Source organism: Streptomyces sp. NPDC006997, from assembly GCF_040635175.1.
Lineage (GTDB): Bacteria > Actinomycetota > Actinomycetes > Streptomycetales > Streptomycetaceae > Streptomyces.
In genome coordinates this window covers 159032-183347 of the sequence record NZ_JBEYHH010000002.1, presented here as the reverse complement: position 1 = coordinate 183347, position 24316 = coordinate 159032, and the positions used below count along the sequence as shown (strand labels likewise).

24 protein-coding genes are annotated in these 24316 nt (G+C 72.8%); 14 read left to right on the top strand and 10 right to left on the bottom strand.

Going from position 1 to position 24316, the window contains the following annotated elements:
- The 11 genes from ABZ659_RS02500 to ABZ659_RS02450 are packed head-to-tail and all read left to right on the top strand — an operon-like array spanning position 1 to position 11479.
- Entirely contained in the window at positions 1 to 1188 is a 1188-nt protein-coding gene (locus ABZ659_RS02500; protein ID WP_360212569.1) for a glycosyltransferase, read from the top strand.
- On the top strand, positions 1189 to 2421 hold the full coding sequence (locus tag ABZ659_RS02495; RefSeq protein WP_360212567.1) for a class I SAM-dependent methyltransferase: 1233 nt from the start codon (positions 1189 to 1191) through the stop codon (positions 2419 to 2421). It begins immediately after the preceding gene.
- Positions 2421 to 3218, top strand: coding sequence for a glucose-1-phosphate cytidylyltransferase (locus ABZ659_RS02490; protein ID WP_360212565.1), 798 nt, complete (start codon positions 2421 to 2423; stop codon positions 3216 to 3218). The genes ABZ659_RS02495 and ABZ659_RS02490 overlap by 1 nt, the downstream gene beginning before the upstream one ends.
- The gene (locus ABZ659_RS02485; protein WP_360212563.1) at positions 3215 to 3862 is read left to right on the top strand and encodes a PIG-L family deacetylase; all 648 of its coding nucleotides are present in this window, start codon (positions 3215 to 3217) and stop codon (positions 3860 to 3862) included. Before ABZ659_RS02490 ends, ABZ659_RS02485 begins: the two co-directional genes overlap by 4 nt.
- A gap of 3 nt (positions 3863 to 3865) precedes the next feature.
- A complete protein-coding gene (locus tag ABZ659_RS02480; RefSeq protein ID WP_360212561.1) occupies positions 3866 to 4891 on the top strand; it encodes an SDR family oxidoreductase in 1026 nt (341 codons plus the stop codon).
- A complete protein-coding gene (locus ABZ659_RS02475) occupies positions 4879 to 6162 on the top strand; it encodes a DUF4910 domain-containing protein (RefSeq protein WP_360212559.1) in 1284 nt (427 codons plus the stop codon). The genes ABZ659_RS02480 and ABZ659_RS02475 overlap by 13 nt, the downstream gene beginning before the upstream one ends.
- Complete coding sequence (locus ABZ659_RS02470) at positions 6159 to 7454, top strand: hypothetical protein (protein ID WP_360212557.1); 1296 nt, start codon at positions 6159 to 6161, stop codon at positions 7452 to 7454. The genes ABZ659_RS02475 and ABZ659_RS02470 overlap by 4 nt, the downstream gene beginning before the upstream one ends.
- Entirely contained in the window at positions 7451 to 8398 is a 948-nt protein-coding gene (locus ABZ659_RS02465) for a glycosyltransferase family 2 protein (protein ID WP_360212555.1), read from the top strand. Before ABZ659_RS02470 ends, ABZ659_RS02465 begins: the two co-directional genes overlap by 4 nt.
- A complete protein-coding gene (locus ABZ659_RS02460; protein WP_360212553.1) occupies positions 8395 to 9603 on the top strand; it encodes a polysaccharide pyruvyl transferase family protein in 1209 nt (402 codons plus the stop codon). Before ABZ659_RS02465 ends, ABZ659_RS02460 begins: the two co-directional genes overlap by 4 nt.
- The gene (gene rfbC / locus ABZ659_RS02455; RefSeq protein WP_360212551.1) at positions 9600 to 10151 is read left to right on the top strand and encodes a dTDP-4-dehydrorhamnose 3,5-epimerase; all 552 of its coding nucleotides are present in this window, start codon (positions 9600 to 9602) and stop codon (positions 10149 to 10151) included. The genes ABZ659_RS02460 and rfbC overlap by 4 nt, the downstream gene beginning before the upstream one ends.
- An 8-nt stretch (positions 10152 to 10159) precedes the next feature.
- Entirely contained in the window at positions 10160 to 11479 is a 1320-nt protein-coding gene (locus ABZ659_RS02450; RefSeq protein WP_360212549.1) for a glutamate-1-semialdehyde 2,1-aminomutase, read from the top strand.
- Positions 11480 to 11546: 67 nt separating this feature from the next.
- Here ABZ659_RS02450 and ABZ659_RS02445 read toward each other — a convergent pair whose 3' ends face one another.
- Positions 11547 to 12221, bottom strand: coding sequence for a phosphatase PAP2 family protein (locus ABZ659_RS02445; RefSeq protein WP_360212547.1), 675 nt, complete (start codon positions 12219 to 12221; stop codon positions 11547 to 11549).
- Between the two features lie 386 nt (positions 12222 to 12607).
- Between ABZ659_RS02445 and ABZ659_RS02440 the strand changes: the two genes are divergently transcribed.
- On the top strand, positions 12608 to 14242 hold the full coding sequence (locus tag ABZ659_RS02440) for an ABC-F family ATP-binding cassette domain-containing protein (protein ID WP_360212545.1): 1635 nt from the start codon (positions 12608 to 12610) through the stop codon (positions 14240 to 14242).
- A gap of 166 nt (positions 14243 to 14408) precedes the next feature.
- Positions 14409 to 14963, top strand: coding sequence for a CGNR zinc finger domain-containing protein (locus ABZ659_RS02435; protein ID WP_360212543.1), 555 nt, complete (start codon positions 14409 to 14411; stop codon positions 14961 to 14963).
- A 192-nt stretch (positions 14964 to 15155) separates the two neighbouring features.
- Here ABZ659_RS02435 and msrA read toward each other — a convergent pair whose 3' ends face one another.
- Entirely contained in the window at positions 15156 to 15671 is a 516-nt protein-coding gene (msrA, locus tag ABZ659_RS02430) for a peptide-methionine (S)-S-oxide reductase MsrA (RefSeq protein WP_360212541.1), read from the bottom strand.
- A 206-nt stretch (positions 15672 to 15877) separates the two neighbouring features.
- Positions 15878 to 16369, bottom strand: a complete 492-nt coding sequence (locus ABZ659_RS02425) for an MFS transporter (protein WP_360212539.1) — start codon at positions 16367 to 16369, stop codon at positions 15878 to 15880.
- A gap of 250 nt (positions 16370 to 16619) precedes the next feature.
- Between ABZ659_RS02425 and ABZ659_RS02420 the strand changes: the two genes are divergently transcribed.
- Positions 16620 to 17108, top strand: a complete 489-nt coding sequence (locus ABZ659_RS02420) for a TetR/AcrR family transcriptional regulator (RefSeq protein ID WP_360212822.1) — start codon at positions 16620 to 16622, stop codon at positions 17106 to 17108.
- 27 nt (positions 17109 to 17135) lie between these two features.
- Here the strand turns inward: ABZ659_RS02420 and ABZ659_RS02415 are convergent, their stop codons facing one another.
- The 7 genes from ABZ659_RS02415 to ABZ659_RS02385 all read right to left on the bottom strand — a co-directional run bounded on the left by ABZ659_RS02415 (position 17136) and on the right by ABZ659_RS02385 (position 24316).
- On the bottom strand, positions 17136 to 17969 hold the full coding sequence (locus ABZ659_RS02415) for a prephenate dehydratase (protein WP_360212537.1): 834 nt from the start codon (positions 17967 to 17969) through the stop codon (positions 17136 to 17138).
- Between the two features lie 130 nt (positions 17970 to 18099).
- The gene (locus ABZ659_RS02410; protein WP_360212535.1) at positions 18100 to 18762 is read right to left on the bottom strand and encodes a hypothetical protein; all 663 of its coding nucleotides are present in this window, start codon (positions 18760 to 18762) and stop codon (positions 18100 to 18102) included.
- A gap of 38 nt (positions 18763 to 18800) precedes the next feature.
- On the bottom strand, positions 18801 to 21152 hold the full coding sequence (locus tag ABZ659_RS02405; RefSeq protein WP_360212533.1) for a hypothetical protein: 2352 nt from the start codon (positions 21150 to 21152) through the stop codon (positions 18801 to 18803).
- Between the two features lie 32 nt (positions 21153 to 21184).
- On the bottom strand, positions 21185 to 21619 hold the full coding sequence (locus ABZ659_RS02400; protein ID WP_360212531.1) for a hypothetical protein: 435 nt from the start codon (positions 21617 to 21619) through the stop codon (positions 21185 to 21187).
- A gap of 352 nt (positions 21620 to 21971) precedes the next feature.
- Complete coding sequence (locus ABZ659_RS02395; RefSeq protein ID WP_360212820.1) at positions 21972 to 22490, bottom strand: nicotinate-nucleotide--dimethylbenzimidazole phosphoribosyltransferase; 519 nt, start codon at positions 22488 to 22490, stop codon at positions 21972 to 21974.
- Positions 22491 to 22847: 357 nt separating this feature from the next.
- Entirely contained in the window at positions 22848 to 23507 is a 660-nt protein-coding gene (locus tag ABZ659_RS02390) for a YitT family protein (RefSeq protein WP_360212529.1), read from the bottom strand.
- A gap of 218 nt (positions 23508 to 23725) precedes the next feature.
- Positions 23726 to 24316, bottom strand: a complete 591-nt coding sequence (locus tag ABZ659_RS02385) for a NifU family protein (protein ID WP_360212527.1) — start codon at positions 24314 to 24316, stop codon at positions 23726 to 23728.

Below are 24316 nucleotides of genomic sequence, written 5' to 3'. Positions count from 1 at the left end.
ATGCGTGTGCTCGTGGTGCACAACCGCTACGCCTCGGCGCAGCCGAGCGGCGAGAACAACGTCGTCGACCAGGAGGTGGCGCTGCTGCGGGAGGGCGGCTACCGGGTCGGCCTGTTCGAGCGGCGCAGCGACGACATCGCCGCCCGCTCCCTCGCCGGGAAGGCCGCGCTGCCGCTGCTCGTGCCGTGGAACCCGGCGGTGCGCCGGGAGCTGGCGGCCCGGCTGCGGGCGGAGCGGCCGGACGTGGTGCACGTCCACAACGTCTTCCCGCTGCTGTCGCCCGCGGTGCTGGCCGCCTGCGCCGACGCCGGGGTGCCCGCCGTGGCCACGCTGCACAACTACACCCAGGTCTGCCCGCCGGGCACGCTCCAGCGGGACGGCCGGCCGTGCGCGGAGTGCGTCGGGGGGTCGCCGCTGCCCGCCGTCCGGCACGGCTGCTACCGGGGCTCCCGGCTGGCGACGGTGCCGCTGGCGGTGAGCCTGTCGGCCAACCGGCGGCGCTGGTGGACCGGCGTGGCGCGGTTCCTGTGCATCTCGGCGGCGCAGCGCGAGGTCCTGGTGCGCTCCGGGATGCCCCGGGAGCGGCTGGCGGTGAAGCACAACTTCGTGCCGGACCCGGACGCCCGCCGCACGGGCCGCGGGGAGCACCTGCTGTACCTCGGCCGCCTCGCGGAGACCAAGGGCGTGCGGCTGCTGATGGCCGCGTGGGACAAGGTCGCCGCGGGCGGCGGGGTGGGCGTGCCGCTGGTGATCGCCGGGACGGGGCCGCTGGAGCGGGAGGTGACCGCGTGGGCGGCGGGCCGGGACGACGTCCGGTACGTCGGCCTGTACGACCCCGACCAGTGCCGTACGGCCATCGCGGCGGCGGTCGCCGTGGTGGCTCCCTCGACGTGGCTGGAGGCGTTCGGCCTGGTGGTCGTGGAGGCGATGGCGGCCGGGGTGCCGGTCGTCGCCGCCGGTCACGGCGCCTTCGTCGAACTGGTCGAGGAGGGGGTGACCGGGCTGCTGCACCGGCCGGGCGATCCCGCCTCGCTGGCGGCCGGCCTGCGCCGGATCAGCGCGGATCCGACGCGTAACCGGGAGATGGGTGAGGCGGCCCGGCGCCGTTACGAGCAGGACTTCAGCCCGGCCGTCGGGCTGGAGCGCCTGGTGGACGAGTACCGCACCGCGATCAATGGGGGGACTTAGATGTCACGATGCCGACTCTGCGGCTCGGCGGCGCTGGTGAGCGTCGTCGATCTGGGGGCGACGCCACCGTGTGAGAGCTTTCTCGCCGCGGACCAGCTTGACCAGCCGGAACCGGCGTACCCGCTGCACCTGAGGGTCTGTACCGACTGCTGGCTGGCGCAGCTGCCGCCGCTGATCACTCCGGAGGAGACGTTCAAGGAGTACGCGTACTTCTCGTCGTACTCGACGTCCTGGGTGGAGCACGCGCGCGTGTTCGTCGAGGGTGCCGTGGCGCGGCTGGGCCTGGGGTCCGACGCGTTCGTGGTGGAGGTGGCGAGCAACGACGGGTACCTGCTGCGGCACGTGGTGGACCGGGGGATCCGCTGCCTGGGCGTGGAGCCGTCGGTGAACGTCGGCGCCGCGGCCCGGGACGCCGGGGTGCCGACGCTCACGGAGTTCCTGAGCCCGGACACCGGCGCCGCCGTGCGCGCCGAGCACGGCCCGGCGGACCTGGTGGTCGCCAACAACGTGTACGCGCACATCCCGGACGTGGTCGGCTTCACGAAGGGGCTGCGCGCCCTGGTCGCCGACGACGGCTGGGTCTCGATCGAGGTGCAGCACCTGCTGACGCTGATCGAGGAGAACCAGTACGACACGATCTACCACGAGCACTTCCAGTACTACACGGTCGCGTCCGCGAGCCGGGCGCTGGCCAGCGGCGGACTCACGCTGGTGGACGTGGAGTCGCTGCCCACGCACGGCGGCTCGATCCGGCTGTGGGCGCGTCCTGCCGAGGTGGCCGGTGAGCCGACTGCGGGGGTGGCCGACGTGCTGGCCCGGGAGAAGGCGGCCGGCCTTGAGGAGCTGTCCGGGTACACCGAGTTCGGCGCCCGGGTGGCCAAGGTCCGTCGGGACCTGCTGAAGTTCCTCATCGGGGCCGCCGAGCGCGGTGAGACGGTCGTCGGCTACGGCGCACCGGGCAAGGGCAACACCCTGCTCAACCACTGCGGCATCCGCCCCGACCTGCTGGCGTACACGGTCGACCGGAACCCGTACAAGCACGGCCGGTTCACCCCGGGCACCCGGATCCCGGTCCTGCCGCCGGAGCGGATCGCCGCCGACCGGCCGGACTACGTCCTCGTCCTGCCCTGGAACCTGCGGGCCGAACTGGTCGAGCAGCTCTCCTACGTCGGCGAGTGGGGCGGCCGACTCGTCTTCCCCATCCCGGAACTGAGCATTGTCGAGGTCAGCTGATGAAGGTCGTTCTGTTCTGCGGCGGTTACGGGATGCGGATGCGCAACGGGTCCGCCGACGACGTGCCCAAGCCGATGGCGATGGTCGGCCCGCGTCCGCTGATCTGGCACGTGATGCGCTACTACGCGCACTTCGGGCACACCGAGTTCATCCTGTGCCTGGGGTACGGGGCGCACCACATCAAGAACTTCTTCCTCCACTACGAGGAGACGACGTCCAACGACTTCGTCCTGCGCCAGGGGCGCACGGAGCTGCTCTCCACCGACATCTCCGACTGGACGATCACGTTCGCGCAGACCGGCATCGAGTCCCCCATCGGGGAGCGGCTGCGCCGGGTACGGCACCACCTCGAAGGCGACGAGATGTTCCTCGCCAACTACGCCGACGTGCTCACCGACGCCCCGCTGCCCGCGATGATCGAGAACTTCGCACGGCGGGACGCGGGGGCGTCGATGATGGTGGTGCCGCCGCAGTCGTCGTTCCACTGCGTGGACCTCGGCGACGACGGTCTGGTGGGCGGCATCACCGCGGTGAGCGAGCTGCCGCTGTGGGAGAACGGCGGCTACTTCGTGCTCCGGCAGGAGGTCTTCGACCACATACCGGAGGACGGCGACCTGGTCGCGGACGGCTGCGGCCAGCTCGCCAAGCGCGGCCGGTTGCTGGCCTACCAGCACCGGGGCTTCTGGAAGCCGACCGACACCGTGAAGGAGCGGGCCGCGCTGGACGCCGCCTACGCCCGCGGGGACCGGCCGTGGGCCGTGTGGGAGCGGGACGGCGCCGCCGTGAGGACCGCGTGATCCGGCTCGGCGCCGGGCGCCTGGACCGGGTCGCCGCGGTGGGCGCGCACTGCGACGACATCGCCATCGGCGCGGGCGGCACCCTGCTGACGCTGTGCCAGTCGCGGCCGGGGCTGCGGGTCGACGCGCTGGTGCTGTCCGGCGGGGGCGGTGAGCGGGAGCGCGAGGAGCGGGCCGCGCTCGCCGCGTTCTGTCCGGACGCCGACCTGCGGCTGACCGTGCTGAAGCTGCCGGACGGGCGGCTGCCCGCGCACTGGGAGGAGGCCAAGTCGGCGGTCGAGGAGCTGCGCGAGCGCACCGACCCCGACCTGCTGCTGGCGCCGCGCACCGACGACGCGCACCAGGACCACCGCGGCCTGGCCCGGCTGATGACGACGGCGTTCCGCGACCACCTCGTCCTCGGCTACGAGATCGTCAAGTGGGACGGCGACCTCGGCCGCCCCACGGCGTACCAGCCGCTGACCTTGGAGACCGCCGAGCGGAAGGTGCGGCTGCTCCAGGAGCACTACCCCTCACAGCGGCACCGGCCCTGGTACGACCGGGAGGCGTTCCTCGGGCTCGCGCGGATCCGCGGCATCGAGTGCCACGCCCGCTACGCCGAGGCGTTCGCCGTCACCAAACTCACTCTCAACCTGGGGGATTGAACCTTGCGCGTACTGCTGACCGGCCACCAGGGCTACCTGGGCACCGTGATGGCCCCGGTCCTCACCGCCGCCGGACACGAGGTCGTCGGCCTCGACTCCGGCCTGTTCGCCGACTGCGTCCTGGGCCCCGCGCCCGCCGACCCGCCCGGCCACCGCGTCGACCTGCGCGACGTGACCGCCGAGCACCTCGCCGGGGTGGACGCCGTGATCCACCTGGCCGCCCTGTCCAACGACCCGCTGGGCGCGCTGGCGCCCGACCTCACCTACGACATCAACCACCACGCCTCCGTACGGCTGGCCCGGCTGGCCCGGGACGCCGGGGTGGAGCGGTTCCTGTACGCGTCGACGTGCTCGGTGTACGGCGCCGCGGGCGGCGAGGGGCTGGTCGGCGAGGACGCCCCGCTGCGCCCCGTGACGCCCTACGCGGAGTCCAAGGTGCGGGTGGAGGACGACCTGCGCCAGCTCGCCGACGGCGACTTCAGCCCCGTCTACCTGCGCAACGCCACCGCGTTCGGCTTCTCGCCGCGGCTGCGCGCCGACATCGTGCTGAACAACCTCGTCGGTCACGCGCTGCTCACCGGTGAGGTGCTGGTGCTGTCCGACGGCACGCCGTGGCGTCCGCTGGTGCACGCCGCGGACATCGCGCGGGCCTTCGCCGCCGCGCTGGTCGCGCCCCGGCGCGCGGTGCACGACCAGGCGTTCAACATCGGCAGCGAGGTCAACAACGTCACCGTCGCGGAGATCGCGGAACAGGTCGCGGAGGCGGTGGCCGGGTCCAAGGTGCGGATCACCGGGGAGAGCGGCGCCGACCCGCGGTCGTACCGGGTGGACTTCTCCCGGTTCCGGGCCGCGGTTCCCGGCTTCGACTGCGCGTGGACGGTCGAGCGGGGCGCCCTCGAACTCGCCGACGCCTACCGGGCGCACGGGCTCACCCAGGAGGACTTCGACCGGCGCTTCACCCGCCTCGCCGTGCTGCGCGCGGCGTCCGACGCCGGCACGGTCGACGACACCCTGCGGTGGCGCCGGTGACCGCGCCGGGCGAGGAGATGTACGCGCTGGTGGAGCGGCTGTACCCGCTGTGCCGCAGCATCACCGGCGACGGGGTGCGCGCCACCCTGGACATCGTCGGCGAGTACCTCCCGCTGGACGTGCGCGAGGTGCCGACGGGGACCCGGGTCCTCGACTGGACGGTGCCGCAGGAGTGGAACATCCGGGACGCGTACGTCGCGGACGCCGACGGCAGGCGGGTCGTCGACTTCCAGGAGTCGAGCCTGCACGTCCTCGGGTACAGCGTGCCGGTGGACCGGACCATGCCGCTGTCCGAGCTGCGCCCGCACCTGCACACGCTGCCGGAGCACCCGTCCTGGGTGCCGTACCGCACCAGCTACTACCGGCCGGAGTGGGGGTTCTGCCTGGCGCAGGAGACCCTGGACGCGCTGCCGGACGGCGACTACGAGGTCCGGATCGACTCCACGCTCACGGACGGCCACCTCACCTACGCCGAGCACGTGGTCCCGGGGCGGGTCCCGGACGAGGTGATCGTCTCCTGCCACGTCTGCCACCCGTCGCTGGCCAACGACAACCTCGCCGGGATCGCGGTGGCGACGCACCTGGCGCGCTGGCTGGCGGACCGGCGGCCGTACTACACCTACCGGTTCCTGTTCGCGCCCGGCACCATCGGGGCGATCACCTGGCTGGCCCGCAACGCGGAGCGGATCGACCGGGTCCGGCACGGTCTGGTGCTGGCCTGCGCCGGGGACCCGGGCCAGCTGACGTACAAGCGGAGCAGGCGCGGGGACGCGGAGATCGACCGGGTGCTGGCGCACGTCCTGGCCGGCTCCGGACGCCCGCACGAGATCCGGGAGTTCACGCCGTACGGCTACGACGAGCGGCAGTTCTGCTCCCCCGGGTTCGACCTCGGCGTGGGCTCGCTCAGCCGGACCCCGTACGCGGGCTACCCCGAGTACCACACCTCGGCGGACGACCTCGGCTTCGTCACCCCGGCGGCGCTGGCCGACACGCTCGCCGTCTGCCGGGAGGCGTTCACCGTCCTGGACCGCAACCGGCGGTACGTCAACCTCAGCCCGTACGGCGAACCGCAGCTCGGCCGACGCGGGCTGTACGACTCGCTCGGCGGGCGCAGCGACGCCAAGGAGGCCCAGATGGCGATGTTGTGGGTGCTCAGCCTCTCCGACGGCGAGCACGCGCTGCTCGACGTCGCCGAGCGGGCGGGGCTGCCGTTCGACACCGTCGCCGCCGCGGCCGACGCCCTGCGTGACGCCGGGCTGATCAAGGCATGACACCGGTGACCGCCGAGGGGGAGAAGGCGACGCGCCGGGCCGGGTCCGCCCGGCGGGCCGTCGTCGGCCGCCTGTCCTGGGGCCTGGCCGACCAGGCGGCGTCCAGCCTGACCAACTTCGCCGTGGGCATCTACGTGGCCCGCTCGCTGGGGCTGACCGCGTTCGGCGCGTTCAGCCTGGCCTGGGTCACCTACGGCGTGGTGCTCAGCGTCTCCCGGGGACTCGCCACCGACCCGCTCGTGGTGCGCTTCAGCGGGGTGCCGGACGGCTCCTGGCGTCCGGCGGTGGCCCGCTCGTCGGGCACCGCGCTCGGCGTCGGCGCCGCCGTCGGCGCGGGGTGCCTGGTGGCCGGTCTCGCGGTCGGCGGTCCGGTGGGCGACGCGTTCGCCTGCCTCGGCGTCGTGCTGCCGGGGCTGATGCTCCAGGACGCCTGGCGGTACGCGTTCTTCGCCGCCGGTGCCGGGCGGAAGGCGTTCGTCAACGACGTGGTGTGGGGCGCCGGCCTGGTCCCGGCGATGGTGGTGGCCGCCCGCGTGGGCACCGTCGCCGCGTTCGTGCTGGCCTGGGGCGCCTCCGCCGCGGTGGCCGCGGTGTACGGAGCCGTCCAGTCGGGGATCAGGCCCCGGCTGACCGGCGCCCGCGCCTGGGTCCGCGACCACCGCGACCTCGGCTACCGCTACCTCGTCGAGAACACCTGCGTCAGCGGCGCGAGCCAGCTGCGCGCGTACGGCCTCGGCGTCATCGTCGGGGTCGGCGCGGTGGGCGCGGTACGCGGCGCGGAACTGCTGCTCGGCCCGTTCCTGGCGGTGCTGATGGGGCTGTCCCTGGTCACCGTCGCGGAGGCGGCGCGGGTGCTGCGCCGGTCACCGCACCGCCTCGGCGCGTTCTGCCTCCTGCTCGGCGGCGGGCAGGCCGTCGCCGCGCTGCTGTGGGGCGCGGCGCTGCTGCTGATGCCGGACCGGCTCGGCGAGCTGGTGCTCGGCGACGTCTGGCCCTCCGCCGCCGAACTGATCCTCCCGGCCACCCTCGGTGTCGCGGGCGCCGGGCTCGGCACCGGCGCCGCGGCCGGACTGCGGGCGCTCGGCGCGGCCCGGCGCAGCCTGCGCGCCCAGCTCTTCACCTCCGCCTGCTACGTCGGCGGCGGCCTCGGCGGCGCGGCCGTCGGCGGCGTGGTCGGCTCGGCCTGGGGCGTCGCCGCCGCCACCGTCGGCGGCTCGGCCGTGTGGTGGCTGCACCTGAGGTCCGGCCTGCGCGAGCACCACCCCGACTCTTCCGAAGTGAGGACGCCATGACCGCCCACCCCAGGCTGAGCATCGGCCTGCCCGTCTACAACGGCGAGGAGTACCTCGCCGAGTCGCTCGACGCGCTGCTCGGCCAGACCTACGAGGACTTCGAGCTGGTCGTCTCCGACAACGCCTCGACCGACGGGACCGAGGACATCTGCCGCCAGTACGCGGCGAAGGACCCCCGCGTCCGCTACCTCCGGCTGCCCCGGAACATCGGCGCCGCCCCCAACCACAACCACGTCTTCACCGAGTGCCGCGGCGAGCTGTTCAAGTGGGCCTCGCACGACGACCTGTACGCCCGTGACCTGCTGCGCCGCTGTGTGGAGGCGCTGGACGAGCGGCCCGACGTGATCCTCGCCCACGCCGAGCAGGCGGTCATCGACGGCGACGGCCGGGTGAAGGTGCCGTACGCGTACGGGCTCGACACCGCCTCGCCGCACGCGCCGGAGCGGTTCCGCAGCCTGCTGTTCGAGCCGGGCGGCGACGACTTCTACGGCGTGATGCGCGCGGACGTGCTCCGCAAGGTCAGGCCGCACGACAGCTTCCACCACGCCGACCGCGTCTTCGTCGCCGAGATCACCCTGCACGGGCCGTTCCACCAGGTGCCGGAGCTGCTGTACTTCCGCCGCGACCACCCCACCCGCGCCGAGCGGGCCAACCCCTCCAAGCGCTCCCGGTGCGTCAACCTGGACCCGCGCCGGGCGGGCCCGCTGCACCCGACGCCCCGGCTGCTCGCCGAGTACGTGTGGGGCTTCGCGTCGGCGATCCGGCGGGCGCCGCTCTCCCCGGCCGACCGGCGGGCCTGCTACCGGCACCTGGCGGCGTGGATGACGAGCCGGGTCCGGCCGGGCGCGGGCGAGCGGGTCGAGGACCGCGCGCCGGTCGACCCGGCCGGGTTCGACGTCTCCGTCGACGCCCTGGTGGCGGGCCGTGAGGGGAGGCGGGCGTGAACTCCCCGGTGCGCGTCGGGGTGTTCGGGCTGCTCGGCTCCGGCAACCTCGGCAACGACGGGTCGCTGGAGGCCGTCCTCCGGTACCTGCGGGACGCCCACCCGGACGCGGCCGTGGACGCGCTGTGCGGCGGGCCCGAGGCGGTCACCGCGCGGTACGGCATCCCCGCGACGCGGCTGCACTGGTACCGCGGGGAGTACCGGACGGCGTCCCGGCTGGGCGCGGTCGCGGGCAAGGGCCTGGGCAAGCTGGTCGACGTGTTCCGCACCGCGGCCTGGGTGCGGCGGCACGACGTGGTGATCGTGCCGGGCATGGGCGTCCTGGAGGCCACGCTGCCGCTGCGGCCGTGGGGCTTCCCGTACGCGCTGTTCCTGCTCTGCGCGAGCGGTCGGCTGCTGCGCACCCGGGTGGCGCTGGTCAGCGTCGGCGCCGCCCCGATCGGCAACCGGTCGACGCGGGCCCTGGTGCGCTGGTCGGCCCGGCTGGCGGCGTACCGGTCGTACCGGGACGAGCAGTCCCGGGACGCGCTGCGGGCGATGGGCGTGGACACCGCCCGCGACGAGGTCTACCCGGACCTGGCGTTCGCGCTGCCGGTGCCGGGCACGCCCGAGCGCCGCCCCGGGTCGGTCTGCCTGGGCGTCATGGACTTCCACGGCGGCGACGACGACCGCGCCCGCGCCGACGAGATCCACCGCCGCTACCTCGACGGCACGATCCGCTTCGTGCGCGCGCTGGTCGCGGAGGGCAGGCCGGTGCGGCTGCTCACCGGCGACGCCTGCGACGCCCCGGTGGTCGCGGCGATCCGCGCCGCGGTGGACTCGCCGCTGGTCACCGCCGTCGAGGCGGCCTCGCTGGCCGACCTGATGCGGGAGACGGCGGCGGCCGACACCGTGGTGGCGACCCGGTACCACAACCTGGTCTGCGCGCTGCGGACCGGCACCCCGACGCTCGCCCTCAGCTACGCCGCGAAGAGCGACGCGCTGATGGCGCGGATGGGCCTCGCGGCGTACCGCCACCCGGCCCGCGAGGTCGACGCCGAACGGCTCCTCGACCAGTTCCGGGCGCTGGAACGGGAGTCGGCCGAGCCGCGGCGGATCCTCGCCGAGCGGAACGCGGCCACCACCCGGCACCTGGAGCGGCAGTTCGCCGCCCTGACGGCGGCGCTGTTCCCGGCGCCCGAGCACACCCTGCAGGAGACGTCATGAAGGCGACCGAAGTCCCGGCGATCGCGGGGGCCTACCTGTTCGAGCCGACGCCGTACGCCGACGAACGCGGCTTCTTCTCCCGTACCTTCGACGCCGACGTGGTCCGCTCGGTCGGCGTCGACCCGGACGCCTTCGTCCAGGACAGCGTCTCCCGGTCGGCCCGGGGCGTGCTGCGCGGGCTGCACCTGCGGTCCGGCGCGGGCGAGGCCAAGCTGGTGCGGTGCTCGTACGGGCGGATCTTCGACGTCGTGGTGGACCTGCGGCCCGACTCCCCGACCTACCTGGGCCGGGCGTTCTTCGACCTGTCCGACGTGACCCAGCGCAGCGTCTACATCCCGGCGGGGTGCGCGCACGGCTTCCAGGCGCTGACCGACCCCGCCGACACCTCGTACCGGATCGACCGCCCGCACGACCCGGCCGAGGACGTGACCATCGCCTACGACGACCCGGACCTCGCGATCCCCTGGCCGCTGCCGGTGACGTCGGCGTCCCCGCGGGACCGCGAGGCGCCGAGCCTCGCCCAGGTGCTGAAGCAGTGGGAGAAGTGAGGTCGGGCATGGACACCGGAGAGTTCCCGCTGCCCCGGTCGCGGGCGGCCAACGAGCGGCTGCACGCCCTGGTCCCGGGCGGCGCGCACACCTACGCCAAGGGCGACGACCAGTACCCCGAGGGCCTGGCCCCGGTCATCAGCCACGGCCGGGGCGCCCACGTGTGGGACGTCGACGGCAACCGCTACATCGAGTACGGCTCCGGTCTGCGGTCGGTCAGCCTCGGCCACGCCCACCCGCGCGTCACCGAGGCGGTGCGGCGGGAGGTCGACCGCGGCACCAACTTCGTCCGGCCGTCCCTCATCGAGGTCGAGGCCGCGGAGCGCTTCCTGGCGACGGTGCCGACCGCCGAGATGGTGAAGTTCGCGAAGAACGGCTCCGACGCCACCACCGCCGCCGTGCGCCTGGCCCGCGCCGCGACCGGACGCCCCAAGGTGGCCCTCTGCGCCGACCACCCGTTCTTCTCGACCGACGACTGGTTCATCGGGACGACGCCGATGAACGCCGGTATCCCGGACACCGGTCTGACGGTGGCGTTCCCGTACGGCGACCTGGCCGCGACGCAGGAGCTGCTCACCCGGCACGAGGGCGAGATCGCCTGCCTGATCCTGGAGGCCGCGACCCACACCGAGCCGGAGCCCGGGTACCTGGCGGGCCTGCGCGACCTGGCCCACCGGCACGGCTGCGTCCTGGTCTTCGACGAGATGATCACCGGCTTCCGCTGGTCGGAGGCGGGCGCGCAGGGGCTGTACGGCGTCACTCCCGACCTGTCGACGTTCGGGAAGGCGCTGGGCAACGGGTTCGCCGTCTCCGCGCTGGCGGGGCGCCGGGAGCTGATGGAGCGGGGCGGGCTGCGGCACTCCGGCGACCGGGTGTTCCTGCTGTCCACGACGCACGGCGCGGAGACGCACTCGCTGGCCGCCGCGATGGCCGTGCAGGCCACCTACACCGAGGAGGGGATCACCGCCCGGCTGCACGCCCTCGGTGAGCGGCTGGCCGCCGGGGTGCGGGACGCCGCGGCGGGCATGGGCGTCGGGGAGCACGTCGTCGTGCGGGGCCGGGCCAGCAACCTGGTCTTCGCCACCCTCGACGAGCACGGGCGGCCGTCGCAGGAGTACCGCACCCTGTTCCTGCGCCGCCTGCTGACGGGCGGGGTGCTGGCCCCGTCGTTCGTGGTGAGCGCCGCGCTCACCGAGGCCGACATCGACCAGACCGTGGACGTGGTGGCCCGGGCGTGCGCGGTGTACCGCAAGGCGCTGGACGCGGGGGACCCGACGCCGTGGCTGGGCGGACGACCGGTGAAGCCGGTGTTCCGGCGCCGGGTCTGACGTACCGTCACTCCCGGTCGAAAACGACCGGTGAAGCCGGTGTTCCGGCGCCGGGCCTGACGTACCGTCACTCCCCGTCGGGACGAACGGCGTCGGCGACGCGGTCCACGCACCACGCCGACGCCGGGACCAGCGCGAGCGCGGTGCACCAGCCGCCGAGGACGTCGGTCGGGTAGTGGGCGCCCAGGACGACCTGGGCCCAGCCCATCGCGGCACCGGCGGCCAGTCCGGCGCCGAGCACGAGCGACGTCCCGGCGGTCCCGCCGAGGCCGGGGCGCCCGGCCGCGAGCAGCGCGAGCACCAGGGCGAACGCGGTGAGGAAGGCGGTGTGCCCGCTCGGGTAGGACAGGTTGTCGGCGCCGTGGATGGTGCGCCCCACCAGGTGCTTCAGCCCCGTCGCCGTTCCCACCGCCAGGGTGACGGAGACGACGAGGAGCACCGCGGCCCGTGGCCGCCGCAGCAGCAGGCACCCGGCCACGGCGGCGACGACCAGCGCCGCCGCGCCCACCGGCTCCCCCAGGAAGTCGACGGCACGGGCGACGTCCCGCCAGGGCGAGGGGACCCCCTCAAGCGCCGACCAGACCCGTTCGTCCACCCTGCCCGGCTCGCCGTCACCCGCGTACCGCCCCCCGAGCAGCGCGACCACCAGCGCGGCGAGGACCACGACCGGCCCCAGCCACCCGCGCAACGCCGGGGGGAGCACCGCGTGCCGCACCGCACCCGACCGTAAGTCGCTGACCATGCGGCCACCCTAACGCCGGTCACGGCGGCCCGGCCGCCCGCGTTCACGCCTCGGACGGCACCCCGCCCGGCCGCCCGCCCACCCGCACCGCCGTCTCCCGCAGCCGCCCGATGTGGGCCGCGCCGTGGGTGTGCACGGCGTGCCACGACAGGGCCGCTGACGCGGGTGTTAGCCTGAGAAGGACGTCGACCGTCGACAGAGGAGTCGCAGACGTGGTGGGTGAAGACGACATCTCCGGATGAGATCCGGAGCTGACGGCCACCGGCGGGCGCCCAGGAGCGCTGCCGAGGTGGTCCGGCCCGTCGTACCCCTTCCCCTCTTCTTCCCCGTCTGCCCAGGGCAGAGGACCACAGCTCTGCCCTCGTCTCCTCCGAGGTCGCCTTCCCATGTCCGACGCCGCGATCGTCTGCTCCAGCCTCTCCTTCGCCTGGCCCGACGACACCCCGGTCTTCCACGACCTGTCCTTCACCGTGCCCACCGGCCGCACCGGCCTGGTCGCGCCCAACGGCTCCGGCAAGTCCACCCTGCTCAGGCTGGTCGCCGGTGAACTCCGGCCCGCCACCGGCTCGGTGTCCGTCGTCGGCACCCTCGGCTACCTGCCGCAGAGCCTCCCCCTGACCGGCGACCTCACCGTCGCCGAGGTGCTCGGCGTCGCCGACGTGATCCGCGCGCTGGACGCCGTGGAGTCCGGTGACGTCGGCGAGGAGCACTTCACCACCATCGGCGACGACTGGGACATCGAGGAGCGCACCCGCGCCCAGCTCGACCGCCTGGGCCTGACCGGCCTCGCCCTGGACCGCGTGCTGAGCACGCTCAGCGGCGGCCAGGTCGTCTCCCTCGGCCTCGCCGCCCACCTCCTCAAGCGTCCCGACGTCCTCCTGCTCGACGAGCCCACCAACAACCTCGACACCGACGCCCGGCACCAGCTCTACGACGTGCTCTCCGACTTCACCGGCTGCCTGCTCCTCGTCAGCCACGACCGCGCGCTGCTCGACCGGATGGAACGCGTCGCGGAACTCGGCAGCGACGAACTCCGCCTCTACGGCGGCGACTTCACCGCCTACGAGGAGGCCGTGCGCGCCGAGCGGGAGACCGCCGAGAAGAACGTCCGCAACGCCGAGCAGGAGCTGAAGCGAGAGAAGCGGGAGGCGCAGCAGGCCCGCGAACGCGCCGAGCGCCGGATGAGCAACGCCTCCAGGAACCTCAAGAACGCGGGTCTGCCCAAGATCTTCGCGGGCACCATGAAGCGCGGCGCGCAGGAGGCAGCGGGCAAGTCCGGCACGGTGCACGGCGCCCGGGTCAGCGAGGCCAGGGCCCGCCTGGACGAGGCCGGGCGCGCGCTGCGCGACGAGCAGCGGCTCACCCTGGAACTGCCCGACACCCAGGTGCCCGCCGGGCGCAACCTCTTCCTCGGCGCGGGGATGCGGGTCCGGCTCGGGGAGCGGGACGTGTTCGGCCCGGCCGGGGTCGACCTGACCGTCCGCGGCCCCGAGCGGATCGCGCTGACCGGGCCCAACGGCGCGGGCAAGACCACCCTGATGCGGCTGGTCACCGGCGACCTCACCCCGTACGCCGGGGAGGTCAGGCGCAACGGCGGCCGGATCGCCTACCTCTCCCAGCGCTTGGACCTGCTGGACCTGGACCGTACGGTCGCCGAGAACTTCGCCGCGTTCGCCCCCGAGCGGCCCGAGGCGGAGCGCATGAACCTGCTCGCCCGCTTCCTCTTCCGCGGCGCCCGCGCCCACCTCCCGGTCGGCGTCCTCTCGGGCGGCGAGCGGCTGCGCGCCACGCTCGCCTGCGTGCTGTGCGCCGAACCGGCCCCGCACCTGCTGCTGCTCGACGAGCCGACCAACAACCTCGACCTGGTCAGCGCGGCCCAGTTGGAGAGCGCGCTCGACTCCTACCGGGGCGCCTTCATGGTGGTCAGCCACGACGAGCGCTTCCTCACCGAGATCGGCGTCGACCGCTGGCTGCGGCTGACGGACGGCACCCTCACGGAGACCGGGGCGCCCGGGGCGTGAGCGCCTGACGTGCGCCCTGGCGCGCGCCCGAGGCACCGCTCACCCCCGGGAGACCCCGGTATCCGCACTGATCACTCACGAGGTCGTCCGCGTCCTCGACGGCGTCCCCCTGCGCCGCCGCTGACGCTTCTTGCCTCTGCCGCGAGTCACCTGTCAGGATGGTGATGTGAATCTCGACCATGTCTTCGTGTGCGGGCACCCGGCCCTCGACTTCGCGGCCACGCTCCGCGCCCGGCGTTCGACCCGGTTCGAGATGTTCGCGACGCCGGAGCGGCTGAACGCCTGGTACCTGGAGTCCGGCCTGGTGGACACGGTCACGCCGGGCGGGGAGGACGACGTCCGGGACGCCAGGGCCGTACGCGAGGCGGTCTACCGGCTGGTCACCGACCGCAGACTCGGCGAGGAGTTCGACGCCGAGGCGCTCGACACGCTGAACGCCGCGGCACGCGGGACGCCGGTGACGCCCCAGCTCACCCCGGCCGGGCGGCACACGGAGGCGACGCCCGCGCAGGCGCTGGCGACCGTCGCCCGGCAGGCCGTGGAACTGCTCAGCGACCCGGACGTGCCGCTGCTGAAGGAGTGCGGCAACCCCGAGTGCACCCGCGTCTACATCGACCGCTCCCGGGGGACGCGGCGCCAGTGGTGCGGCATGGAGTCCTGCGGCAACAAGATCAAGGCCGCCGCCTACCGCGCCCGCAAGAGGTCCGACGCCAGCCGCTGACCCCGGACGCCGCCACCTCCTCCCGGTAATCCACACCACACGGCGCGGGTGCATAGCAGGGCGGGCGCCAGTGCCTTCGTAGGAAGTGCGGGAGCGCGTGCGCGGCGGCGAAAGGTAAGGGTCGACTCCGATGGGGCACTGTCACTCTGACGAGGGACCCCTGCGGCGCCGCAGGGGTCCCTCGCCGGACGGTCAGGCCTCGTCGCGCTTCGGCAGACGCCAGTTCGGGCGCGGGAAGTGGCAGGTGTAGCCGTCCGGGTAGCGCTGGAGGTAGTCCTGGTGCTCCGGCTCGGCCTCCCAGAACGGCCCCGCGGGTACCACCTCGGTCACCACCGGCCCCGGCCACAGCCCCGAGGCGTCTACGTCGGCGATGGTGTCCTCGGCGACGCGGCGCTGCTCGTCGTCGTAGTAGAAGATGGCCGAGCGGTAGCTGAGGCCGATGTCGTTGCCCTGCCGGTTCCTCGTGCTCGGGTCGTGGATCTGGAAGAAGTACTCCAGGATCGTGCGGTAGTCGGTCACCCGGGGGTCGAAGGTGATCTCGATCGTCTCCGCGTGCCTGCCGTGGTCGCGGTAGGTGGCGTTGGGCTTGTCGTTGTCGCCGCTGTAGCCCACCCGGGTACGGGTCACCCCGGGCAGCGCCCGGATCAGCTCCTGCATCCCCCAGAAGCAGCCGCCCGCCAGCAGCGCCCTCTCCTCGACGTCGCTCATGGCACCTCACCTTTCACTTCGCGTCGTTCACGCAGGCTCCCAGGCTCGCACGGCGGCGGCCCGAACAGCACGGCTCCCCATACGTCACCCCGTTGCCAGGTGACGGAACGCCGGGAAGATGCGTCACCATCCAGAGCAGTGACCACATCCCGGCAAGGCCGGAACGCCGTACGGGCCGGGAACATTCCTGAGCGAGGGTGGACGGCTCAGCGGGCGGGGACGGACTCCGCCGTGGGCGCCGGTTCGGAGTGACCGGACCCGGACGGGGTGCGGGTGGATCGCGCCCCCCTCGCCGTCGGTGTCCTCCTCGCCCTGTTCCTGCGGCCCGGCACGCGCCCACGTTCGCGCGGGGTGACGAGGCCACCGACGAGGGCGAGGGTCAGCACGATCACGCCGCCGCCGCCCACGCCCTGGGGCACGCGGGCGCCGATCAGTTCGGGCAGGTTCCGGGCGAGGCCACAGGCCACGGAGGCGGCCAGGAAGGCCGACGTCGAGGCCAGGTAGAGCCGCTTGCGGCCGAACACGTCGCCGAGCTTGCCCCACAGCGGGGTGACCGCCGTCGACGCGAGCAGGTAGGCGGCGCAGACCGACGCGATGCCGTCGCACCCGTCCAGGTCCTCGGCGATCCGGGGCAGCGCGGTGGAGACGATCGCCTGGTCCAGGGAGGCGAGGAGGACCGCCAGGACCAGCGCGCTCATGGCGGCGGCGACACCCCCCGGAGTGAGGAGGAGTTGTCTGCCTTGGACACCAGGAGGTGCCCTTCCAGAAGACTCAGAGGCCTGGCTCTAGCAGCCCATCATCTGCCACAAAAACGCAGCACTTAAAGCCCGGTCTTCTACTCTCAAGAGGCGTTAAATCTCTCAGGCATCACATACCGCGGCTAGACTCGGTGCGGTGAGAGCCGACGCAGCGCGCAATCTGGAAGCAGTCCTGACCACCGGGGCCCGTATGCTCGCCGCCGACCCCGGGGCTAGCATCGCGAGCATCGCCGCCGAGGCGGGCGTCGACCGGCGCACCGTCTACCGCCGCTTCGCCTCCCGCGAGGACCTCCTCGCCGCCATCTACGAGGCCCGCCTCAGCGCGATCGAGCACGCCATCACCGACGCCCGGCTACGCGAGGCGCCCGTCGCCGTCGCCCTGCACCGCTACGTCGAGAACATCATCACCGTCAACCGCACCTGGCCCGTCGACCTCGCCCGGATGCTCGCCGACGAGAGCGTCCACGCCCGCCGGGACACGGCCATCGAGGAGGTCGACACCTTCCTGCGGCGCGCCACCGACGAGGGCCTGCTGCGCCCCGGCCTCCCGGAGGGCTGGGCGAGCGCGCTGCTGCCCCAGCTGATGCACCTGGTCTCCCGCCAACTCCCCGAGCTGAGCGCGGGACGGGCGGCGGACGTCGTCGTCGACACCCTGCTCAACGGCCTCGGTGCGTCGTAGCCGTACGGCCTGTTCCTCGCGGGTCGGTCACCTGTGCCGGTGGGGGTGCGCGGGGTACACGCCGAGGACCCTTACCTCGGTGGAGAAGAACCGCAGTTCGTGCAGGGCGAGGGCGACGCGTTCGTCGTCGGGGTGGCCCTCGACCTCGACGTAGAAGCGGCTGGCGTTGAGCCCGGCGCCGATCTGGTAGCTCTCGATCTTGGTGAGGTTCACCCCGCTGCTGGCGAACCCGCCGAGCGCCTTGTAGAGGGCGCTGGGGATGTTGCGGACGCTGAAGAACAGGCTCGTCATCGTCGGTTCCCCGGTGTGCGGGGCGAAGGCCGCGTCCCGGGAGAGGACGACGAACCGCGTGGTGTTGTCCGGGGCGTCCTCGACCCCGGCGCGCAGCACGTCCAGGCCGTACAGCTCGGCCGCGGCGGGCGGGGCCAGCGCCGCGTGCGCCGGCTCGCCCAGTTCGGCCACCTCACGCGCCGCCCCGGCGGTGTCGTCGCTGACGAGGGTGCGCCAGCCGCCCTCCCGCAGCAGCTTGCGGCACTGCCCCAGCGCGTGCACATGACTGCGTACGCACTCCACCTGGTCCAGGGTCGCGCCGGGCACGCCCATCAGGTCGAACCGGATGGCGAGGAAGTACTCCGCGACGATGAACAGCCCCGACTCCGGCAGCAGGTGGTGTACGTCGGCGACGCGTCCGGCCGCGGAGTTGTCGACCGGGATCACGGCGACGTCGGCGGCCCCCAGCGTCACGGCGTCCAGCGCCTGCTCGAACCCCGTACAGGGCACACCGTCGGCCCCGGGGTAGAGGGCGCGCGCGGCGGTCGCCGAGTTGGATCCGGGTTCACCCTGGTATGCGGCGGTCGTCACGGTGGTCCAGCCTTCCTGGGGCAGCTGCGGGGGCCTTTCGCGGGCAGCAGGGGCTCCGTCGCGTACCGCACCGGCTGAAGTATCGACGAAGACCCCGCGATCACGCACACCCGCGCCCCGGTACGCCGCCCTACGCGGGATCGAGCACGGGCCGCGCGGGAAGCCCTCCGTTCTTCTCGCAGCGCAGCTCTTTGGCCATGGCCAGGGAGAAGGAGTGGGCGACGGTGACGTAGGCGTTCTTCAGCGTTTCGACATCCACATCGGGCACCTTCGGCATACTCCAGCGCTCGACGCCTATGAGTACGTGGGCCGTCTTCCTCGCGGTGGGAAGCCCGTCGCTGCGGCACGCGAAGTGGAGGTACGCCTTGTCCTCCGCCACCAGGGTCCCCTCCCCCATCTTCAGCACGGTGAACCTCGGGCCCGGATCGCCCGTCGGGGAACTGGCGCCCACGCCCCAGGTGATCTTGAGCTGGATGCGTGGCGTACCGGACGTGAAGATACGGCAGAGGACTTCGCGACCTATGGTGGTGCGTGGCCACGTCTCGACCAGGTCCGAAGCGGCCCGCGCGACGGTGTATTTCTCCTCTGACGCCTCAAACCGCGACGACCCCGCGATCACCTTCAGCGCCTTGGACGCCTCGCCGGAAACAGCTTCGCCGCCGCAGAGTTCAGTCCCTGCCACCTCCTTGGCCGAAGCCTCGTCGCCCCCTCCTCCGCAGCCGGTGACCCCGAGAAGCAACGAGGCCACGACCGCCGCGAGGAGTTCGCCGCGTGCCGATCTACGCCTGACCACTGCTCGTATCCTCACTCTCCCTCGGCTGTCCACTGACCTCAGCCGGTCTCCGGGCGGTTGCCCTGCTGGTTCTCACGGTCGTTGCCGACTCCGTAGCCGATCAGCATCGATTCCCGCAGGTCCTGCGCGAACGTGCTGTCGCGAAGATTCGTGACGTTCCGCTCCAGGAAATCCTCCATGGGGGCCTCGGCCATGGCTTCGCCAGCGGAGTAGATCCTCTCCCTCTCCTTGTCGGTCAGCTCCTCCATCTTCTCCTTGTGCTCATCCACCGAGCTGCCGGAGATGTCGCCCACCATCTGGCCGATAACGTGCTCCGCCGCACCGCTGGCGGTGTCGGTCGCCAGCGGGATGAGTACCGCGGCCGTCCCCACCGCGGCCGTCGCGGGCAGGAAGGCGACGCCCGCCGCGATGCCCGCCGTGGCTCCGAACTCGACCCAACCCGCCCGCTTGGCGACCGCCTTCTCGTAGTCCTCGTGGGTCTTGAGGTTCGTCGCCTCCACCTGGTCGGCCCTCGACTGGTCGAGCATCCCCTGCACCTCGGCACCCACCCGTACGGTCGCCCGCGCGGCGCCCTCCTGGATCGTCCCGTCGGGGTTCACCGTCCCCTCCAGCACACTGCGGGTGTATGCCTGCTCCGCGGTCGAGAGCGTCGCGTAGGCGTCCGGGTGCTGGCCCAGGGTACTGAGGAAGCCGCGGACGACGCCCCGCCCGTTCCTTTCCTCGGTGCCCCCGAAGGTGACGTGCCCATCCGGGTTCCGTGTCGGGGCGAACACGCTGCTCGAATCGTTCTTTTCCAGCGCCCAGTTGATGTCGTCGACGTAACCCGCGCCCATGACGCCCAGGCTGTCGGCCAGCGCCTCGTGGTGTTCCTTGAGCAAGCCCGGGTCGGCGGCGTACTTCTCCATGACCTGCTGCATGACGGCGGCGTTGTCCGCGTCCCGCACCACACCGGCGTCCGGGTGCCCGGCCGGGTAGCCGAGGGTGGCCGCTTCCAGGGCGTGACCGAGGGCGTCGGGCATGTGATTGAGGGACGCCTTACCCTCGTCCGGGTCGAGCGAGTTGACGTCGGGGAAGGACTCCCACTCCTCGTTGCCGAAGAAGTCGAGGTAGTTGTCGATCGGCTCCCCGTCCTTGTCCTTCCCGAGGTCGGCCGCGGCCCCGGCATTGACCGTGCCGTCCTCGTTGTAGGCGGTCGGCGTGTCGGTGAAGAACTTCTTCGCCGCCTCCGGGCTGTTGCCGAGCGCTTCCAGCATGGCGGTGGCCGGGTCGTAGCCGGCTCCGTTGACGCCGGAGGGGTTGTACGGGTTCTTGAACGCGCTGTTCACCACCTTGGTACCGGCGAACAGTCCCGGGTCCTTCTGGTGCAGTTGCGCCACGTGCTCGGCGATCGGGTTGAGGAACTTCGCGTCGTAGTTCCCGTACCGCATGATCCCGCCGAGCAGTTGGTATCCGAACGGCCCGCCGTAGTCGTACTTGCTCAGCGGGATGTGCTCCGTACCCAGTCTGCGGAGTTCCGGCCCCCACTTGGCGGTGAACTCCTTGTCGTGGGAGGCGGTGGCCAGATTGAGGCCGAGGTTCTTCTGGAGCTCCTGGACGTCCTTGAGTCGCTGCGCGTCGAGCTTGCCCAGGTCGTACGTGTCCGTGGAGAGCTGGCCGAAGAACGCGAGCGACTTCTCGGGGCCGAGCTTCTCGTAGAAACCCTTGGCGAACTCCGTCGACGACTTGTTGTCCCTCAACAGCTCGTTGAGCTGGGTGAGTTCGGAGTGGGTCAGGTCCCTGCCCTTGCCCGCCAGCGCGGCGGCGCGGGCGGCCTCCTCCTGGTCCAGCTTCGTGTACTTCGGAGCGCTGAAGTCCTTGCGGTCGGTGACGTTGGCCTCAAGGGCGTTCTTGAGGGCGAGGTCGGCGTCGTTGCAGGTGTCGACGATGAGGTCGATCCTCTTCTGCCACGACTCGACGTTCCGCGCCTCCTCCCGCAGGAGGTCGGCGTAGTCGGGGTCGCGTCGCGCCGCGGGGATCTCGGACAACGGCTTCAGTGCCGTGACCCTGCCCTTGCCGTCGACGCGGACACCGGCCGCGTGCGCCTCGTGGTCCCGGATGCCGAGCAGGTCGTCCCTGGCCTTCTTGATGGCCGCGTAGCCCTCTTCCAGGATGAGCCTCACGCCTTTGGCCTCGGCGGCGGCGTCGGCGAACTCCTTGGCCGTCTTGCCGATGAACGTCTTGGTGACCCCCGCGTTGACGCCCTCCCAGGCCGCCTTGTCGGCCTTCGCCTTCATTCCGTCGGTGGCGTCGGTGGCGAGTGTCTCCAGCTTCCCCGCCATCTCCGACCAGTCGTCGACGGCGGCCTTCAGCTTCGCCACCGGGGCGTCGATCAAGTCCTCGTACGTCAGCACGTCGCGCGCTTCCCCCTAGCCTTCACGCGGCCCTATTTCATGTATTCCGTGAGCACCGAGATCCGCGTCAGGTCGCCCTCGATCTTCGCCTCGTCCTTGGCGTGCTGGGCCTTGCTGAAATCGAGGTGGTTCGAGATCTGCGCGCAGGCGTCCAGCAGGGTCCTCAGGTGGGTCTGCCAGTAGTCGTGCACCTTCAGCACGGCCGACCCGCTCACGAAGTTCCCGTTGGTCAGCGCCGTCGCCGCGTCGAAGGTGGCGGGCCGGGCGATGTCACCCTCCTTCGCCAGCCGTCCCAGCAGGTCGTACGCGTCGTTGCCGATGGCACCGAGGTCGTCCCGGTTGACGACCAGATCCTTGCCGTCGCCACCGCCACCGCCACCGCCTTCGGCCGGGAGACTGTTGAGCTGCGTGGAGGTGCGCTTGGCCGCCGCCGCGCGCAGTTCGGCCCATTCCTGCTCGAATGTCATGAACTCCCCCACTCCGCCATCCGTCGGCCACGGCGTGGGCGTCGCCACTCCCGTGTCAGGAACAGTCACTCTAGGCAAGAGCAGCAGGCGAACGAGGCTTTCCGGCCACGTCGGACCCGCGTAGAAGCGGACGACCGGGACCGGGGTCGGCCAAGGCCGCGTGCCGAGGACACGTCCGCGCCGGGCGGCGAGGGCGCCGAACGGTCACCCCGCGCCACCCGGAAGCCATCGACCGGGCCGGGCCCTCGCTCCAGGGACCAGGTTCGGACCAGGACCGCACTCCGGGCAGGGCCCCCAACCGGCGCCAGACCCGGCACCGGACCCCACCCCGGCCCGGGCCCGGCACGTGAGGTCACCCCTGCTTGTTCGCGACCCCGGCCGAGTCGAACGTGGCCATCTCGCGCAGCGCCCGCACCCCCGCCTGCACCAGCGGCAGGGCCAGCAGCGCGCCGGTGCCCTCACCGAGCCGCAACCCCAGGTCGACCAGCGGGCGCAGGCCGAGGTGGTGCAGGGCGACGGTGTGGCCGGGCTCGACCGAGCGGTGTCCGGCGACGCAGGCGGCCAGGGCGTCCGGTGACAGCGCCGCCGCCACCAGCGCCGCCGACGAGGCGATCACACCGTCCAGGATCACCGGGACCCGGCGCGCGGCGGGCGTCGGCATCGGCGGCGGGCAACTACCCGCCAGCCCCGCGAGTTGGATCGACACGTCCTCCAACAGGCCCAGCGAGCCGGGCGGCTTGGTCAGACGGTTCTGGCGGTCACGGGCCGCCGCGAGGGCGCCGGGGTCCGCGGGGGTGATGGCGGGGAGGGTGCGTTCCAGCCGCAGTCCGACGGCGGGGCGGCGGGTTGGTTCGGAGCCGGTCGAGGGCACCACGAGGGCGTTCCTTCCGCTGTCGGCGGTTCTCCACGCCGCCGTGCACGAGCCCGCGCCCGGGCAGGTGCCGCCCGGCTACGGGACGGCCGGAATATCCCGGCTCCCGGCTCTCGGCACCCCGCGCGTACGGCACGTACGGCACGTACGGCACGTACGGCACGTACGGCACGTACGGCATGGGTACCGGCGTCGGCTCCCGGCCTTCCCCGCGGCCGGTTCACACCGGCTGCCAGTGGCCATCAGCGGGAGACGGCTCCCCGGTCACAGTGGCGGGCCCGCCCCGGACTCGGACCCTCGGGTCCACACCGGCGTTCCTCCGCGTCCGTCACCCGCGTCCTGCCACACGGCGCCCGGTCACGATCCCGTGTAGCGCCCCGGCCGGTGGTTGAGGGCGAGGACGGTGTTGAGGACGACGGCCCCGGCGACGGAGAGCGGCACCTTCAGCGGCGGCACGACCGTGAGGGACGCGACCACGATGACGACGTCGAGCACCATCTGCACGTACCCGGCGCGCAGCCCGAACCGTTCCTGCGTGATCAGGGCGAGGATGTTGAAGCCGCCCAGGCTGGACCGGTGCCGGAAGAGGACGAGGAGCCCCACCCCGGCGAGCAGGTTGCCGACGAGCGCGGCGTAGACCGGGTCGACGTCGAGCCGGGTGATCTCGGCGGGGTGGAGGGAGGCCAGCAGGGAGACGATGCCGACCGAGAGCGCGGTGCGGACCGTGAAGTTCCAGCCCTTCCGCCGGACGGCGAGCGCGAAGAACGGCAGGTTGACGGCGAGGAAGAGCACCCCGAACGGCAGGTCGACCGCGTAGCTGAGCAGCAGCGCGAGCCCCGCGGTGCCGCCCGTGACGGTCCCGCTGTCCTGGAGGAGGAAGAGCCCGAGAGACACGAGGAAGGTCCCGGTGAGGATTCCCAGGACGTCCTCGACCACCCCGTGCTTCGTCACCGCGACGGCTGGCGCGGCGAGGTCACCGCGCGCCACACTGCGCGGTGCCGTGCTGGCGCCGCTCACCGCTCGCCCCCGGCGCCGGGGCGGCTGAACCATCGCAACTGACCCCACCTCCCGACTCTGCGACCGCTCACGGTCTCCGACGGCGGGGCTGCCCCGGCGGCCCCGGACCGGTCACACGCCAGCATGGCGATGCCGTACACCCGTACGCCTGGGCCGAACAGGCACGGCACCAGGGCCCACTGGCCCTCACGTACCTCGGGAGCGCCCATACGTCGCGGTCACCGCGACCCGACGTCCCGGACCCCCACCAGACCGGGATGGTGTCGGCGCAGCTCGCGCTCCAGACGTTGGTGCAGCGTGCGCCAGGCGGCGGGGCAGCCGTGGCAGGCGCCTCCCAGGCGGACGGTGACGACACCGTCGTCCACGCCGACCAGCTCGATCCTGCCACCGTGCGACCGGGCGAAGTCCCCCACGGTCCCGGCGAGGACGTCGCGGGCGACACCCCGCAGCAGTGCGTCCTCAGACGAGCCACGGGAGCCCCCCACACCGCCGGAGCCCTGGGAACCACCAGAACCACCGAAACCACCAGAGCCTCCGCCGGACACCCACCCCGCAGGGTCGGCCAGCGCGGCGTGCAACGCCGTACGGACCGGGGCGGCGTCCGTGGCCCACGTACGCCCCGCGCCGAGGTGGGTGACGACCGCCCCCGCTTCCACCGCGATCCCGGCGAGGGTGCCGTCGGCCAGCAGCGCGGCCAGCGGCGCGGGGACGTCGGCCGGCGCGCCGGTGCACGACAGCGTCCCGGCGGGGATGATCCAGCGCAGCGCGTCGGGCTCGTCGGCGATCCGCTGCGGGTGGAGGGGGATCAC

Excerpts from the sequence above, each read along its gene's own strand:
- ABZ659_RS02490 (WP_360212565.1), top strand. The coding sequence starts at position 2,421 with ATGAAGGTCGTTCTGTTCTGCGGCGGTTACGGGATGCGGATGCGCAAC.
- ABZ659_RS02400 (WP_360212531.1), bottom strand. The coding sequence starts at position 21,619 with ATGACATTCGAGCAGGAATGGGCCGAACTGCGCGCGGCGGCGGCCAAG.
- ABZ659_RS02440 (WP_360212545.1), top strand. The coding sequence starts at position 12,608 with ATGTCCGACGCCGCGATCGTCTGCTCCAGCCTCTCCTTCGCCTGGCCC.
- ABZ659_RS02420 (WP_360212822.1), top strand. The coding sequence starts at position 16,620 with ATGCTCGCCGCCGACCCCGGGGCTAGCATCGCGAGCATCGCCGCCGAG.
- ABZ659_RS02495 (WP_360212567.1), top strand. The coding sequence starts at position 1,189 with ATGTCACGATGCCGACTCTGCGGCTCGGCGGCGCTGGTGAGCGTCGTC.
- ABZ659_RS02465 (WP_360212555.1), top strand. The coding sequence starts at position 7,451 with ATGACCGCCCACCCCAGGCTGAGCATCGGCCTGCCCGTCTACAACGGC.
- ABZ659_RS02470 (WP_360212557.1), top strand. The coding sequence starts at position 6,159 with ATGACACCGGTGACCGCCGAGGGGGAGAAGGCGACGCGCCGGGCCGGG.
- ABZ659_RS02450 (WP_360212549.1), top strand. The coding sequence starts at position 10,160 with ATGGACACCGGAGAGTTCCCGCTGCCCCGGTCGCGGGCGGCCAACGAG.
- ABZ659_RS02425 (WP_360212539.1), bottom strand. The coding sequence starts at position 16,369 with ATGAGCGCGCTGGTCCTGGCGGTCCTCCTCGCCTCCCTGGACCAGGCG.
- ABZ659_RS02500 (WP_360212569.1), top strand. The coding sequence starts at position 1 with ATGCGTGTGCTCGTGGTGCACAACCGCTACGCCTCGGCGCAGCCGAGC.
- rfbC (WP_360212551.1), top strand. The coding sequence starts at position 9,600 with ATGAAGGCGACCGAAGTCCCGGCGATCGCGGGGGCCTACCTGTTCGAG.
- ABZ659_RS02445 (WP_360212547.1), bottom strand. The coding sequence starts at position 12,221 with ATGGTCAGCGACTTACGGTCGGGTGCGGTGCGGCACGCGGTGCTCCCC.
- msrA (WP_360212541.1), bottom strand. The coding sequence starts at position 15,671 with ATGAGCGACGTCGAGGAGAGGGCGCTGCTGGCGGGCGGCTGCTTCTGG.